This is a genomic window from Kitasatospora sp. NRRL B-11411 (genome assembly GCF_000721345.1).
Taxonomy (GTDB): Bacteria; Actinomycetota; Actinomycetes; order Streptomycetales; family Streptomycetaceae; genus Kitasatospora; species Kitasatospora cineracea.
Genome location: NZ_JOGH01000091.1, coordinates 13140 through 28191, shown reverse-complemented (window position 1 = coordinate 28191; position 15052 = coordinate 13140). Strand labels below are relative to the sequence as shown.

At 76.2% G+C, this 15052-nt stretch carries 13 protein-coding genes; 7 read left to right on the top strand and 6 right to left on the bottom strand.

Annotation, left to right across the window (positions count from 1 at the left end; translation table 11 throughout):
• The first annotated feature begins 506 nt into the window (after window positions 1-506).
• Window positions 507-1916, top strand: coding sequence for a tyrosine--tRNA ligase (gene tyrS, locus IH44_RS0129495; RefSeq protein ID WP_232795133.1), 1410 nt, complete (start codon window positions 507-509; stop codon window positions 1914-1916).
• A gap of 89 nt (window positions 1917-2005) precedes the next feature.
• A complete protein-coding gene (locus IH44_RS0129490; protein WP_030462810.1) occupies window positions 2006-2506 on the top strand; it encodes a hypothetical protein in 501 nt (166 codons plus the stop codon).
• Window positions 2507-2539: 33 nt separating this feature from the next.
• Here the strand turns inward: IH44_RS0129490 and IH44_RS0129485 are convergent, their stop codons facing one another.
• Window positions 2540-4141 (bottom strand): CehA/McbA family metallohydrolase, encoded by a 1602-nt coding sequence (locus tag IH44_RS0129485; protein ID WP_051817491.1) that lies wholly within the window; start codon window positions 4139-4141, stop codon window positions 2540-2542.
• 478 nt (window positions 4142-4619) lie between these two features.
• On the opposite strand from IH44_RS0129485, the gene IH44_RS0129480 reads away from it, so the two are divergent.
• The 5 genes from IH44_RS0129480 to IH44_RS0129460 all read left to right on the top strand — a co-directional run bounded on the left by IH44_RS0129480 (window position 4620) and on the right by IH44_RS0129460 (window position 9669).
• Window positions 4620-6392 (top strand): sensor histidine kinase KdpD, encoded by a 1773-nt coding sequence (locus IH44_RS0129480; RefSeq protein WP_232795132.1) that lies wholly within the window; start codon window positions 4620-4622, stop codon window positions 6390-6392.
• Complete coding sequence (locus IH44_RS0129475) at window positions 6389-6796, top strand: roadblock/LC7 domain-containing protein (RefSeq protein ID WP_030462807.1); 408 nt, start codon at window positions 6389-6391, stop codon at window positions 6794-6796. The genes IH44_RS0129480 and IH44_RS0129475 overlap by 4 nt, the downstream gene beginning before the upstream one ends.
• Before the next feature lie 274 nt (window positions 6797-7070).
• Window positions 7071-7424, top strand: coding sequence for a DUF742 domain-containing protein (locus IH44_RS0129470; RefSeq protein ID WP_030462806.1), 354 nt, complete (start codon window positions 7071-7073; stop codon window positions 7422-7424).
• Window positions 7405-8040: an ATP/GTP-binding protein gene (locus tag IH44_RS0129465; RefSeq protein WP_030462805.1), complete on the top strand. Its 636-nt coding sequence runs from the start codon at window positions 7405-7407 to the stop codon at window positions 8038-8040. Before IH44_RS0129470 ends, IH44_RS0129465 begins: the two co-directional genes overlap by 20 nt.
• Before the next feature lie 111 nt (window positions 8041-8151).
• Entirely contained in the window at window positions 8152-9669 is a 1518-nt protein-coding gene (locus IH44_RS0129460) for a cytochrome P450 (protein ID WP_030462804.1), read from the top strand.
• Window positions 9670-9738: 69 nt separating this feature from the next.
• Here the strand turns inward: IH44_RS0129460 and IH44_RS0129455 are convergent, their stop codons facing one another.
• From IH44_RS0129455 to IH44_RS0129435, 5 genes are read right to left on the bottom strand one after another with little or no spacing between them, the layout of a single operon-like run.
• Window positions 9739-10011, bottom strand: coding sequence for a hypothetical protein (locus IH44_RS0129455; protein WP_030462803.1), 273 nt, complete (start codon window positions 10009-10011; stop codon window positions 9739-9741).
• Window positions 10008-11486: a glycosyltransferase family 2 protein gene (locus tag IH44_RS0129450; protein WP_030462802.1), complete on the bottom strand. Its 1479-nt coding sequence runs from the start codon at window positions 11484-11486 to the stop codon at window positions 10008-10010. Before IH44_RS0129450 ends, IH44_RS0129455 begins: the two co-directional genes overlap by 4 nt.
• Window positions 11483-12223, bottom strand: a complete 741-nt coding sequence (locus IH44_RS0129445; RefSeq protein ID WP_035956752.1) for a PHP domain-containing protein — start codon at window positions 12221-12223, stop codon at window positions 11483-11485. The genes IH44_RS0129450 and IH44_RS0129445 overlap by 4 nt, the downstream gene beginning before the upstream one ends.
• Entirely contained in the window at window positions 12220-13374 is a 1155-nt protein-coding gene (locus tag IH44_RS0129440; RefSeq protein ID WP_063759704.1) for an ATP-grasp domain-containing protein, read from the bottom strand. Before IH44_RS0129440 ends, IH44_RS0129445 begins: the two co-directional genes overlap by 4 nt.
• On the bottom strand, window positions 13349-14437 hold the full coding sequence (locus IH44_RS0129435) for a PIG-L family deacetylase (protein WP_051817489.1): 1089 nt from the start codon (window positions 14435-14437) through the stop codon (window positions 13349-13351). Before IH44_RS0129435 ends, IH44_RS0129440 begins: the two co-directional genes overlap by 26 nt.
• Window positions 14438-15052: the final 615 nt, after the last annotated feature.

Sequence of the window (15052 nt, the reverse complement as noted above, 5' to 3'; positions counted from 1 at the left end):
GAGACCAGGTGCGCGGTGCGGGTGGGTGGAAAAGGAGAAAAGGGGAGTGGGGAAAGGGGCGGGAGGTGGGGAGGGAAAAACCAGGTGCGCGGGGTGGGGCGAGTGGGGCAGCATGGGCGGCGACGGCGCTGCCGGGCGCATTTCGCGTTCCCGCCGTTCCCTGTCCCCGGAGGCTCGCGTGGTGAAGCGATATTAGAGGCGGTGCACACCGCCCTCCGGCCTGCCCCTGTCTGCGGGCGGCCGAGCCTCCCGGTCCTTTTCGGACGACCCTGCTGACGTGCTGATGCGCTGACGTGCCCCCGTGCGGGTGCCCGTCCGCGGGCGGTACGGCCGGTGCGGGCGTCGACACCTGCCGCGAGCCGTGGGCGGCCGCCCCTTCGCGGGTCGGCCGGCAGCCGTCCCCTGCCGTCCGGCCTCCGCCGAGTCCCCCGCATCCCCGCATCCCCGTCCGTGTTCGGCGGCAGTTGCCCTGCCGCCGTGCGCCGACGCCTCCCGAGAGGATGGCCATGGCCGCCACCGTGTTCGACCGAAGTGCCGCGCAGCTCCGTGAACTGATCGAGGACGAGGGGGAGTTGCGGGAGGGGCCGGAGCTGGCCCGGCTGCTCGGGCTGCTCGCCGAGCGCCGGGGCGCCGACCTGTCCGGGCTGTCCGCCGGGCGGCAGGCCGAGTTGCTCGGGGCGCGGGTCGCGCAGGTGCTGCCCGGGGGCGGGCGGCTGGCCGAACTGCTCGGCGAGGGGCGGCCGTTGACGGTCAAGTTCGGGATCGACCCGACCGGGGCGGAGGTACACCTCGGGCACGCGGTGCCGATGATCCTGGCCAGCCGGCTGCAGCGGATGGGCCACCGGGTGGTGTTCCTGGTCGGGGACGTCACCGCCCGGATCGGCGACCCGTCCGGCCGCAGCGCCGAGCGCCCGCCGCTCACCGAGGAGGACGTGCGGCGCAACGTCGCCACCTACCGGCAGCAGGTCGGGCCGTTCTTCGACTTCGAGCGGGCGGAGTTCCGGTTCAACAGCGAGTGGCTGGAGCCGATGACGCTGCCGCGCTTCCTGGAGGTGCTCACCCGGCTGCCCGCCTCCGCCGCGCTCCAGCGCGAGGACTTCCGCACCCGGCTCGCCGAGGGCAGCGGGCTGACCCTGGCCGAACTGGTCTACTCCGTGGTGATGGCGCTGGACTCGGTGGAGCTCGTCGCGGACATCGAACTCGGCGGCCTCGACCAGCTGTTGAACCTGCAGATGTGCCGCCGGGTGATGAGCGCGACCGGGCAGCGGCCCGAGGTGGTGCTCGCCACCGGGCTGATCGAGGGCACCGACGGCACCGGCGCCAAGATGAGCAAGTCCAGGAACAACTACGTCGGGCTGGGCTTCCCCGCCGAGGAGATGTTCGGCCGGCTGATGGCCTGCGCCGACCGGCTACTGCCCGGGTACCTGCGGGCGCTCACCGAACTGCTCGACGAGGAGGTCGAGTTGCTGCTCGCCCAGGTCGACGACGGCCGCCGGCACCCGATGGCCGTGAAGACCCTGCTGGCCGCCGCCGTCACCGCCACCGTGCACGGCGAGGCCGCCGCGCTCGCCGCCCGGGACGCCTTCCGGGCCCGGTTCTCGGTCCGCCGGTACTCCGAGGCGGGGCCGCTGCCCACCGTCGACCCCGCCGCGCACGGCGCGGCGACGCTCGGGGAGCTGCTGGTCAGGGTCAGCGGCGAACTGCCCAGCCTCAACCAGGTCCGCCGGGTCGCCGAGGCGGGCGGCCTCCGGCTCGTCGTCGAGCACACCGACGGCACGCAGCAGGCGGTCCCGCTCGGCCGGGCGGACGCCGACGAGCGGCTGCGGGTCGTGCTGGGCGCGCACGACCTGGCCCGCCCGCGGGCGACCCGCCGGGTGTTCCTGCGCTGCGGGCGGAAGGTGGTGGAGCTGACCTGAGCGGTCCGCCCGGAATGCGCGGGCGCGCGGGACGGCAAGTGCCCTATCCTTGGCGCGATTTATCGCATGATCATCAGAAGTGGGGGGCGATGACCGGAACCATCGTGGTGCGCGCGGAGCAGCCGGGGATCGGCCGGGCGGGGACGTTCGGCGTCCTCGTCGACGGGGTCCGGGTCGGCCAGGTCCGGCAGGGGGAGAGCGCACGGTTCCCGGTGCCGGCCGGCACCCACGTGGTGCGGGTCGCCGCGAAGGACCGCACCGGCTCCAACCCGGTGACGGTGCGGGTGGCCGAGGACCGGGACGCCCCGGTCACGGCCCGCGGGACGGGGCTCGGTTTCGCGCTCCTGCTGCCGCCACTGGCCGGGATCACGGTGCCCCCGGTCTACGCGGTGGCGACGACGGTCCTGCTCGCGGTGGTGTTCCGCACCGTCCCCGGCCTGATGTTCCGGGTGCGCGTCGAGGACCCCGAGCCCCCGGCGCCGCACGCCCCGCAGGCCGGTGCGGGGGAGGAGGGCGGCGGCGGGGCCGGCCTGTGGTGGGAGTCCGACCCCGCGTTCGCCAAGCGGTTCCGGAAGGCGGCCGACTCCTGACGGCCCGACCGTTCCCCGCACCCGGGCCCGGGGCTACTGCTCCACGTGGAGGGTGATCGGGTTGGTGAGGGCGGCCATCGGGCCCCAGGGGAGGCCGGGGCCCATCGCGTTGCCCTTGCCGGGGGTGCCGTCGGGCTTGGGGTGGCGGACCTCGGCGCGGACGTAGGCCGCGAGGGAGGCGGTGGTGCGCCAGCGGACGGTGGCGGGGCCGGCGGCGGGGAGGGCCTCCTGGCGGAGCTGGCCCTCGTCGGTGAGCAGCCGGGCGGTGCCACCGGGGACGCCGGAGACGGTGAGCTCGACGTCCACGGGGGCGTCGGCGGGGACGGTGAGGCGTTCGCCGATGCCGGCCCGGCGGCCGTGGCCGGTGGCGGTGAACTCCAGCCCGACGGCGGCGGATTCGGCGATCCAGCTGCGCCCGGCGCGCAGGCCGTCGAGGACCGCGGGGCGGCTGAGGTCGTCGGCGAGGACGACGTTGTGCGGGCTGCCGATCGGCTGCGGGGCGCTGTGGGCGTCGCTGTTGCCCAGCGCGGGCAGCCAGTCGCGGCCCTCGCGCAGGGCGGTGGCGAGCTGGGCGTCCCAGGTGTCGACGGCGGACTCGTCGTCGTACGTCCAGGGGCCGTTCCACACCTCGACGGCGTCGGCGTCCTGGTAGCCGAACTTCCACTGGCAGGCCACGTACGGGCAGTAGGGGTGGGCGGGGACGACCAGGCCGCCGCTGCGGCGGACCTGGCGGGCGAAGCGCGGGAACTGCCCGTCGCGGGAGCGGTAGCGCCAGTCGACGAACCGGCCGGGGTCCAGGCCGAGGGCCAGCCAGTGGCCGTTGCGGGTGGTGACCTCCTCGCCGGTGATCACCAGCAGGTCGTCCCCGGCCAGCGGGCCCCAGACGCCGTGCGCGGAGGTGGTGTTGTGGTCGGTGGAGACGATGAAGTCCAGCCCGGCGGCCCGGGCCCCGGCCGCGACCTCCTCGGGCAGGCGGCGGCCGTCGGAGTGCACGGTGTGCAGGTGGCAGTCGCCCCGGTACCAGGCGCGGCCGCGGCCGCGGGCCCGCTCGGCCGGGTAGTGCGGGGTGAAGGCCGGGCCCGGGCGGCCGAACCGGAAGGTGACCTGCACGGTGTAGGCCAGGCCCTGCGGGGCGACCTGGTACGGGCCGAGCACCACGTGCCAGGTGCCCGGATTGACCGGGCCGGGCAGGTAGCCGGGGGTGGCCGCGCTCGCGGAGAGCGCGAAGGAGTCGCGGAAGCCGCCGGACCAGCCGCGGAAGCCCCGGCCGCCGAGTTCGGTGCCGCGCTCGTCGAAGATGCCGATGTCGCAGGAGTTGCCCGGGGTGCCGGCCGGGACGGCGGGCCGGTCGTAGCTGTAGGACACCGCGATCTCCCGCACGCCGGACGGGACTTCCACCGGTAGGTGGACGAAGTCGGCCGCGCCGGTGGGCAGTCGGCCGGTCAGGGTGACGGTCCGGTCGGCGGGGACGGAGGCGGGGGCGTCGGTGGTGTCAGTGCCGGTGTCGGTGGCGGGGGAGGCGGCTGCGGCGGGGGTCGGGGTGGCCAGGCCGGCGGTGGCGGTCGCGGCGCCGGTGGCGAGGCCGGTGCGCAGCAGGGTGCGGCGGCCGGGCAGGGCGGACGGGTCGGTGGGCATCGGGCCTCCGGTCGGTGGGCGCGGGCGTCGGCGTCGGCGTCGGCGTCGGCGTCGGCGTCGGCGTCGGCGTCTCACCGGGCGTCCCTACCCGGCGGGGTGAACCGGGGGTGAGTCCGGGGTGAGTCGGGGCCCACGGTGCTGCGGAGGATCCGTGAACGAGGGGTGGGGGAATATGCGCCTAGCAGTTTCGCCCGGGCGTGGCCGAAGGTTTGCCGGGACTACCGCTCGTCCGGGTGAATCCGGGGCGCGGCGCTACTCCGGGGGCGCGTGGTGCGACAAGCCTATGAGCCGGGCGCGGTGCGGTCCGGACCGCGCCGGCGGGTTCCGGAAACGGCCCTCCAGCAGGGCAACTCTCCTGGGGGAAAAGAATTCTGACGGACCGTCAGAGGTCCGGCGCAGCGGCTATGCTGCTTCGCGCCCGGGCCCCGCCGCACCGCCCGGCCCCGCCCACACCCCCGTCCCCTCCGAGCGTATGAGGATGCTGATGCTTCGAGCTGGATCGTCACCAGGCGGACCGTCGTCAGGAGGGCGGCTGCCCGCGGCCGTGCTCGTCTGCCTGCTGCCCGCGGCGGTGATCGGCGCGGCCGTCGGCCTCGCCGTCGCGGCGGCCCCCGGCGCGGCCACCTCGGGGATCATCTGGTGCGGCCTGGTGGGCGCCGCGGCCGTGGCGGTGGCGGGCTACGAGGCGGTGCGCCGGGGCCGCGCACTGGAGCTGGCCCGCGAGGAGGCCGCCCGGCAGGACGCCGAGCAGCGGCACCGGCTGGCCCGCCAGCAGGCCGGCATGCTCGAACTCGCCCGCACCGAACTCCCGCAGGCCGTCGCCCGGATGCAGGGCGGCGAGTTCATCACCGACGTGCTCCGCTCCTACGAGCAGCAGCACGTCAACAACGCCGGCGACGAGTTCCACGACTTCCGCTACGCCGTGCTGCGCTCCGTCCTCGACGCCGTCGACAACGAGGAGGCGATGCGCGAGTCCGCGCAGCGCGCCTTCGTCAACATCGCCCGCCGGGTGCAGGCCATCGTCCACCGCCAGGCCATCGACCTGCGCAAGATGGAGGACCGGCACGGCGACGACCCCGCGGTCTTCGACGACCTGCTGCTGCTCGACCACGGCAACGCGCTGATCGGCCGCCTCGCCGACTCCATCGCCGTGCTCGGCGGCGCCCGGCCCGGCCGCCAGTGGAACAACCCCGTCCCGCTGTACAGCGTGCTGCGCGGCGGCATCTCCCGGATCCTCGACTTCCGCCGGGTCGAACTGCACCCGGTCTCCGAGGTCGCCGTGGTCGGCCCCGCCGTCGAACCGCTGATCCACGCGCTCGCCGAGCTCCTCGACAACGCCACCCGCTACTCGCCGCCGCAGACCAACGTCCACCTCACCGCCGTCGAGGTGCAGACCGGCATCGCCATCGAGATCGAGGACGGCGGCCTCAGCCTCGGCGAGGAGGGCCGTGCCCGGGCCGAACGGATGCTGGCCGAGGCCGAGTCCGGCATCGACCTCAACGGCCTCGGCGAGGCGCCCCGGCTCGGCCTGGCCGTGGTCGGCCGGCTCGCCCGCGCCTACGGCTTCCAGGTCTCGCTGCGCCCGTCCGCGTACGGCGGCGTGCGCGCGGTGCTGATCGTCCCGCAGACGTACATCACCACCGCGCCCGCGCCCAGCCGCGCCCACGGCATCGGCCGGATCGCCACCACCACCCCGCTGGCCTTCCCCGCGCACCAGGGCCAGGGGCCGGCCGACACCGAGCCCTACCCGATGGTGGCCGGCGCCGAGTTCGCGGACACCGCGCCCCGCCCGCACCCCGCCGCCGCGACCCACACCCCCGCCGGGGGCTTCGCGGCCACCGCGGCCTTCCCGGCCGCGTCCTCCGTCGCGGCCGCCCCCACCGGGACGTTCCCGCGCGCCGTGCCCGCACCCGCGGCCGCCGCCGACCCGTACCAGGACGACGTCCCGCTGGTGCTCGAACGCACCGCGAACGGGCTGCCCCAGCGCCGCCGCCACGCCGCCCCGTCCCGCTTCGGCGCGGCCCGTCCCCCGCAGCAGACCCAGGCCCCGGCCGCGGTGCCGCCGCTGCAGGCCGCCCCGGCGCCGCGGACACCCGCATCCGCACCCGCACCCGCACCCGCCCCCGAGCCGGTCCAGCCCGGCCTGTGGCTGGCCGCCTTCACCGACGGCGTCAACGGCACCGCGCCGTCCGCCGGGCCGGGCGGCGACAGCCGAGCCAGTGACGAAGCAGCAGGGAAAGGCGACAAGTGATTCAGCAACGGACCAACATGGACTGGATGCTCAAGGACCTCGCGGAGACCGTTCCGTGCATCAGGCACGTCATCGTGCTGTCGGCCGACGGCCTGCGGCTGGCCCAGCACGGCACCGACCCCGACACCGCGGACCGGCTGGCCGCCGCCTGCGCCGGACTGCAGAGCCTGGCCAACGCGGTCGGCCACGAGTTCCCGCACGGCGACGGGCGGATGCGGCTGGTGGTGATCGAGGTCGGCGGCGGGTTCTTCTACCTGATGGCGGCCGGCTCCCGGGCCTACCTGGCGGTCCTCGCCGACGAGGGCGTGGACGCCGGACTGGTCGGCCAGCGGATGCGCGACCTGGTCGCCCGGATCGGCGAGCACCTGACCACGCCGGTCCGCGGCAGCGAGCAGATCGCGTGACTCGCACCGCCGATCCGACGGGCCGCCGGTCCGCGTTACGGCCGCGCCGCCGGGCCGCCGGGGCACGAGCGGACCGCCGGGCCGGGGCGCGAGCGCGCTGCCGAGCCGCCGGGGCGGCCCGTGCAGACCGTACGGGCGCGCCGAGCGTCGGGCGCGGGCCCGGGCGCGGGCTCGGGACCGGATCGGGGCCCGGCCCCGGGGCCGGCAGTGCGGCAGCAACGACCGGAACACCGCCGGCGCGCCGACCGGCCGCCGGCCACACCGAGGTGCGGGGATGAGCAACCAGGACTGGGCGGACGCCAACCCGGAGCGGCTCTACGTGATCAGCGGGGGGCGCGACCGCAAGTCCGCCACCGCCGGGTTCGACCTGGTCACGCTGGTCGTCGCCCGCGCCCGCCCCGAACCCACCATGCAGCCCGAGCACGCCGCGATCCTGCGGATCTGCTCCTCCCCGCTGTCGGTCGCCGAGATCTCCGCCTACCTGCGGCTGCCGAACAGCCTGGTCACCGTCCTGCTGGCGGACCTGCTCGCCGAACGCCGGATCGAGGTCCGCGCCCCGATCCCCCCGGCCGCCCTTCCCGACCTTTCCCTGCTGGAGGCAGTGATCCATGGACTTCAACGGCTCTGAGCCGCGCGGGCCGCGCGAGGCCGAGCTGCTCCCGGCCACCGTGGCCACCGCCGTCAAGGTCGTCATCGTCGGCGGCTTCGGGGTCGGCAAGACCACCCTGGTTGGCGCGGTCAGCGAGATCCGCCCGCTGACCACCGAGGAGACCATGACCGAGGCCGGCGTCGGCATCGACGACCTGGCCGGGGTGGAGCGCAAGAGCTCCACCACGGTGGCGATGGACTTCGGCCGGATCACCATCAGCGACGAACTGGTGCTGTACGTCTTCGGCACGCCCGGCCAGGAGCGCTTCTGGTTCCTGTGGAACGGCCTGTTCGAGGGCGCGCTGGGCGCGGTCGTGCTGGTCGACACCCGGCGGCTGGAGGTCTCCTTCGACGTGCTGGGCCGGCTGGAGGACCGCGGGGTGCCGTTCGTGGTGGCGCTCAACGCCTTCCCCGAGTCGCCCGGCTACCCCGTCGAGGAACTGCGCGCCGCGCTCGACCTGCCGCACCACGTGCCGATCGTCCAGTGCGACGCCCGCTCCCGGGAGTCCAGCCGGGACGTGCTGATGGCCCTGATGCGCTACCTGTACGACCTCGCCGCCCGGCCCGCCGCGGCCACCGCCCAGCCGGTCGGCTGACCCTCCCCGGCCGGCCCTCCCAGGTCGGCCGGCCCTGCCAGGCCGATCGTCCGGCCGGCCCCCGCCGTCCGCGGGCCGCACCCCCCTTCTCGATCCCCCCGGAGTTACCCCGTGACGTACCAAGAGCACGCGCACCAGGGCGCGCCCGTCCCGCCGCCCGGCTGTCCCGCCCACCGCGCCGGCGGGGGGCCGCAGGGCGACGGACTGCTGCGGCTGTTCGGCCCCGAGGCCGAGGCCGACCCGGCCGGCTTCTACGAGAAGCTGCGCGCCGAGCACGGCGAGGTCGCGCCGATCCTGCTGCACGGCGACCTGCCGGCCTGGCTGGTGCTCGGCTACTCGGCGAACCTGACTGCGATGCGCACCCCGTCCCGGTTCTCCCGCGACTCCCGGCGCTGGACCGAGTTCCAGGAGGGCCGGGTCGCCCCCGACTCCCCGGTGCTGCCGGTGATCGCCTGGCAGCCGACCTGCTCCTTCGTCGACGGCGAGGAGCACCGCCGGCTGCGCACCGCCGTCACCGACGGCCTGAACCGCTTCGACCGGCGCGGCATGCGGCGCTACGTCACCCGGTTCTCCGACCAGCTGATCGCCGAGTTCGGCGACAGCGGCCGGGTCGACCTGGTCTCCCAGTTCGCCGAGCACCTGCCGATGCTGGTGATGACCCAACTCCTCGGCATGCCCGAGGAGTACGGCCCGCGGCTGGTCGAGGCCGCCCGCGACCTGGTCAAGGGCACCGGGACGGCCGTCGCCAGCAACGAGTACGTGGTCGAGTCGCTGCGCCGCACCGTGGAGCGCAAGCGCAGCGAGCCCGGCCAGGACCTGATCACCTGGCTGATCGAGCACCCGTCCGGGCTCAGCCAGGACGAGGTGCTGGAACACCTGCGCTCGGTGCTGCTGGCCGCCAACGAGACCACCATCAACCTGATCTCCGAGACGCTGAAGATGGTGCTCACCGACAGCCGCTTCCGCGCCCACCTGTCGGGCGGGCAGATGACCCTGCCGGACGCCCTCGACCAGGTGCTGTGGGACTCCCCGCCGTTCATGCTGGTGCCAGGCCGCTGGGCGACCGGCGACACCGAGCTCGGCGGGCAGGCCATCAAGGCCGGCGACATGCTGCTGCTCGGCGTCGCGGCGGGCAACGCCGACCCGGCGGTCCGGCCCGACCTGGACACCCCGCTGTTCGGTAACCGCTCGCACCTGGCGTTCGGCAGCGGCCCGCACGAGTGCCCCGGCCAGGAGATCGGCCGGGCGATCGCCGAGTCCGGCATCGACATCCTGCTCACCCGGCTGCCCGACCTCCAACTCTCGGTCGAGGAGGACCGGTTGGTCTGGCGGGGCGGCTGGATGTCCCGCCACCTGACCGAGCTGCCGGCCCGCTTCACCCCGCGGGCCGCCCTCCAGCCGCAGCCGCCGGCCGGCCCGGTCCCCTCCTCGGTCGCGCCGTCGACCCCGGCCGCGCCGTCGACCCCGCTGGTGCCCGGCCCGCGACCGGTCGCCGCGACCCCGCTGCGGACGCCCGCAGCCGGGCCCGCGCCCGTGCCGACGACGCCGCCGCTGCCGCCCGCGCCGCCGGTGGTGCCCCAGCAGCGGCGCGGCTGGTGGAGCGCGCTGCTGGCCCGGCTGCGCGGCTGACGGAGCTGACGCGGCCGGCTGGCCTGACGGGACGTCAGGGGTCGGGTGCGGTGGCGGCCGGGTGGCGGGTCAGAACGGCCGGGGCAGGCCACCCGCGGACGCCAGGGCGAGCAGGGCGGCGGCGATCAGCAGCAGCGCGGCCAGCTCGCCCCACAGCAGCCGCCGGTCGGCGCGCCGGTCCCGGGCGGTGAGTCCGGCGGCCCGCTGCCGCACCCGCTCCGCCGCCCGGGTCTCCGCGGTCGCCCGGGGCTCCGCCGCCCGGGCCTCCGCTGCCGACCGGGGCTCCGTCCTGGCCGCGGCCTCGGCGGCGGGTTCTTGCCGGGGCGCTGCCTCGGGGGTCATCGTCCGACCGCCACCTTTCCGGTCTTCTCGGTCTTGTCCCAGGCGAGTTCGGCGTGCCGCAGTTCGTGGAACGCGGCGGCGACCGAGCAGGCGGCGAGCAGCGAGCCGTAGCCCGCCAGGTGCAGCAGGGGCGGGGCGAGCCACCGCAGCCGGGTGCCGGTGAGCTCCTTGGCCAGCCAGGCGACCGGCATGCACAGCGCCAGCCAGGCGTACACCACCAGCATGATCAGGTGGACGGTGAGCGTTCCGGCGCTCGCCAGCAGCGGCAGGAACACCCCGGGCAGGGCGGTGACCACCAGGATCGCGGTGGCGATCAGGCCGGGGTAGATCAGTGCCTCGCGCCAGCAGCGGCGGAAGGTGCCGGGGTCGACCAGCGCGGACATCAGGGTGATCAGCAGGTAGCAGACCAGGTTGGTGACCCACAGCCAGTGGAACAGCGTCCAGGCCGGGCCGGCCGGGGCGGTGAGGAAGAGCAGCAGCAGCGCGCCCGAGCAGAGCGTCAGCAGCACCGGGGTGAGCAGCAGGGTGAACCAGATCAGCCCGAACAGCCAGGACCCGAGCCGGTGTTCGCCCTGCGCGGCGCGGCCGCGGAACCACACGTGCCGGTAGCGGCGGGTGACTTGGAGGTTGCCGCGGGCCCAGCGCAGCCGCTGCTTCCACAGGCCCGCCAGGTCGCCGGGCTCCTCGGCCAGCACGGTCGCGTACCCGTCGAAGACCACGCGGCGGCCAGCGAGTTGGGTCTCGAAGGTGGTGACGGTGTCCTCGGCGAGGGTGTCGGTGTCGATCCGCCCGCCGAGGTCCTCCAGGTTGGCCCGGCTGTGCAGCTGCGCCCCGCCGGCCAGGCAGGCGACCGCGCCGAGCACGTTCTGCGCCCGGCGGGCGGCGGCCTGCGCGGTGATGTACTCGTAACCGATGTACCTGGTCAGGTAGTTGCCCCGTTTGCCGCTGCCCTCCTTGATGTACGCGGTGACGGCGCCGACCTGCGGATCGGCCAGGTGCCGGGTCATCCGCCAGAGCGCGTCCCGGTCGAACACCACGTCCGCGTCCATGATCAGGACGGCTTCGGCCCAGTCGTCGGCGAGCACCCGGGCCAGCCCGTGGTTGAGGGTGTGCGCCTTGCCCTGCCCGCCGTGCTCGCGGCGCAGGTGCACCACCTGGCCGGGGTGGCGCCGCATCAACTCGGCCAGCACGGCCGGGGTTTCGTCGGTGGAGGCGTCGTCGACCACGTGGACCCGCAGCCGGTCGGGCGGGTACTCCAGGGCGAGCAGGCCCTCGACGGAGCCGGGCAGCACCGCGGCCTCGTTCCAGGCCGGGATCAGCACGGCGGTGCGGGGCAGGTACGGCTCGCCGCGCACCTCGTACAGGCGGCGGAAGCGCTGGAGGCCGATCAGCAGGAACTGCAGCACGGCGACCAGCAGCGGCAGCGCGCCGAGGAAGACCACGGCGACGGCCGGCACGTACAGGAGGGCGCTCATCGCCGGGCCTCCGCGAGGGCCGTGGGCAGGGCCCGGCCCACCCAGTCGAAGTCGCCGACGTCCGCGGCCCGGTGGGCGTCGCTGCCCGCGGCCAGCCGGACCCCGGCGGCGGCCAGGGCGGCGGCGGTGCGCGGGGACGGGCAGCGCCACTTCTCGTTGAGTTCGACGGCGACGCCGCGGGCCCGGCAGGCGCGGGCCAGCGGGGCGAGTTCGGCCGCCTCGAGGTCGGCCTCGGCCAGGCCGCACTTGGGCAGCACGCTGAACAGGTGCGCCAGGTGCGCGGTGCGTCCGGCGGGCAGTCGGGTGACGGCCCGGGTGGTGGCGGTCAGCAGCAGCCGACGGGCCCGGGCCGGGGTGAGCGCGCCGGTGGCCAGCCGCTCGCGGACCTGCTCGGGGTGGGCGGGGCCGTCCGGCAGCGGAAAGCGGTGGTCGGCGAGCGCGACGTGCTCGACGCCGGTCAGGTCGTCGGGCAGGTCGATCCGGCCCGCGGTGTCCAGGATCTTCGCCTCCACCCCGCACACCACCCGCAGCGGCGCCGCCGCCCGGGCCGCCCGGACGGCGGCCGTGTAGGCGGGCAGGTGGACGGAGTCGGCCCGGACGTGGTCGGCGACCACCACGGTGCGCAGCCCGGCGGCCCCGGCGGCGGCCAGGACCGCCTCCAGCGGGTCGCGGCCGTCGGAGAAGTCGGTGTGGGTGTGCAGGTCGGCAGTGAGGGCGGGGAGTTGACCTGTCGTCATGTCGACACGGCTTCGAGCGACACGGCTTCGAGCGGCGCGGCTTCGAGCGGTGCGGCTTCGAAGGGCGCGGCTTCGAAGGGCGGGGCTCCGGCCGGTGCGGCCTCGGTGGTGTCGGCGAGGTCGCCCAGTTCGTCCGGGTGCAGCACCACGTCCTGCCAGTGCCGGACCACGGCGACCTCGTGGTGCGCGAGCCGCTCCGGCAGTTCGGCGCCCAGCAGTCCGGCCACCGCCCAGCGGGCCAGGTCGACGCCCGCGGCCAGGCTCAGCGAGAGGCCGCCCGGGGGGCGGGGGTTGACCTCCAGCAGGGCGGGCCGGCCGTCCCGGTCCTCGCGCAGCTGGACGTTGAGCACGCCGCGCAGCCCGAGCGCCCGGACGGCCCGTTCGGCCGCGTCGGACAGTTCCGGGGCGTCCAGCACCCGGCCGGCCACCACGATGCCCGAGTCGGTCCTGTCCCGGGAACGCGGTACGGCGGCGACCGTCCGGCCGGTGGCGTCGGTCAGCACGTCCACCGAGTACTCGGTGCCCGGCAGCAGTTCCTGCAGCAGGTAGGAGTGGTCGCGGGGCAGTCCGGCGAGCGCGGCCGGGCCGGTGACCGTCCGCACGCCCCGGGAGCCGGAGCCGGTGCGGGGCTTGGCGATCGCCGGGAAGCCGCCGGGGAGGTCCGCGCCGCCGTCCGGGCCGAGCGTGCGGGTCTCGGGCAGCCGGACCGCGCCCGCGCAGGCCCGGGCCAGGCGCCACTTGTCCAGGCAGTCGGCGACCGCCTCGGCGGGCGGTACCAGCACCCGGACGCCGGCGGCCTCGAACTGCGGCAACGCGCCTGCCAGGGCCGGCAGTTCGGCGTCCACGGTGGGCACCAGCACGTCGATCGCGTGCCGCCGGCACAGCCGCAGCACCGCGTCCGCGAAGCCCGGGTGGGCGCCGGGCGGCAGCAGCATCCGGTAGGCGCGCGGCACCAGGTACAGGCCCGCGCCGTTCGGGTCGATGTCGGCCGCGTACCGCTCGGCCGCGCCCGCCAGGGCGCGCAGGAAACCGGTGCCGGACGGGCCGCCCGCGCCCGTCACCAGGACGCGCGGCGGGCGGCCCAGCGCGGCGGCCAGGTCGGGGGCGGGAGCGGGGACGGCGGGGTCAGTGGGTGCGGAAGGGAGCGGCATCGCGGAGCACCTCCAGCGGCTCGGCGTAGCGGGAACGGGAGAAGCGGCCCCAGTAGCGGGCCGTGGAGCGCAGCAGGTCCTCCTCCAGGTACCAGCGGCTGGACGCCTGGGAGCCGTGCGCGCGGATCGCGGACAGCTTGGCGTCCACGTCCTCCTCGCGCAGCGCGACGAAGCGGTTGGGCCGGTAGGCGACGGTCGCGGACGGCGACTGGTAGCAGAACACCCGGGGCACCTGGCGGCAGGCCACCCGGGTGGCCCGGTGCACCGCCCGGTGGTCCTGGTGGGTGTCGCTGTCGGAGTGCACCAGCACGACGTCCGGGGCGGCCTCGGCGACGGTCCGCTCGATCACCCGGACGGTCGCGCTGTCGTCGCTGATCGACCCGTCCGGCAGGTCCTCCATCACCAGCCGGGCGCCCATCGACTCGGCCGCCCGGTGCGCCTCGCGGCGGCGCCGGGCCGGGTCGCCGCCGTTGGCGCCGGGGGAGAGGGTCAGCACGGTGATGTCCCAGCCGTCGCCGGCCCGGCGGTGGATCGTCCCGCCCGCGGCGATCTCCACGTCGTCCGGGTGGGCGCCGACCACCAGCATGCCGACCCGCTCGGCGGCGGGCGGCCGGACCGCGTGCGGCGGGCGGGCGAGCGCGTGCGCGGCGGAGGCGGCCAGCGCGTCCGGGTCGTGCCGGGGCACCAGGTCGGCGGCCCGGCCGCGCAGCGCGGCGACGGCGCGGGCGGCGTCCGGCCGGTCCTCGGTGACGATCACGGGGGCGGCCGGGTGCTGCGCGTGCCACTCCTCGAGGAACTCGGTCAGCCCGTCGCCCGCGAAGGCGCTGTCGCACACCGCGAGGTCCCAGCCCAGGTCGGCGTGCTCGGCGGCGCGGAACTCGTGCGGCGAGGCGGCGGTGCGCACCCGGGCGGCGCCGTACCGGCGCAGGGCCTCGGCGGTGGCCGTCGCGGCGGCGGCGTCCCGGTCTCCGACCAGCAGGCGGGCCCCGGCGAGCAGGGCCCCGGTGTCAGGGGCGGTGGGGCGCTGGTCGTCGCCCGACCCCCTGGGAGATGCTTGGAACATACAACCGATCCTGCTCCGGCCCGGGGTGTCGCGACCACGGTCCGGAGACCCGGATCGGGTGGCTTTGGTCCTGGTTCACCCGGCCCGCCCCCGGGAAGGACCGGCCGCACGGACCGCCGGCGGTGTCGTCGCCGCCGTTGCCACTGACGTTGCCGCGGTCACCGCGGCACGTCCCCAGGAACGGCACCCCCCGCTCCCGGGCGGTGCGGGCCGCCGTCACCGACGGCTGCACCGCGCCCGGCGGGCCGCCGGCCCTCGGCGACCCCGGGCCGGGCCGGCAGGCCGGGCCGGGGGAGGAGCCCTGTGCGGTGCTCTGCCCGGCCGGACACCCGCTGCGCCGGCGGACCGGTGTCGACCTCGGTCGACTCGCGGACGCGGGCCGGCTCGACGCACCCGCCGTCGCCGCCCTGCCGGCCGACCTGCGGACCGCGACCGGAGGTGGCGCGTTCCCGGCCGTCGCCGACTGCGCGGGCCTCGACGCGGCCGCCCTGCTCGCCCCGGCCGCCGCGGGCCACGGCCTCGCGGTGCTGCCCCGGACCCCGGCCGCGAGCGCCGGCGCGACCGCCCTCCCGGGCCGCGCACTCCGGCTGGCGCACCGCCGGGAGGTGCTGTTCG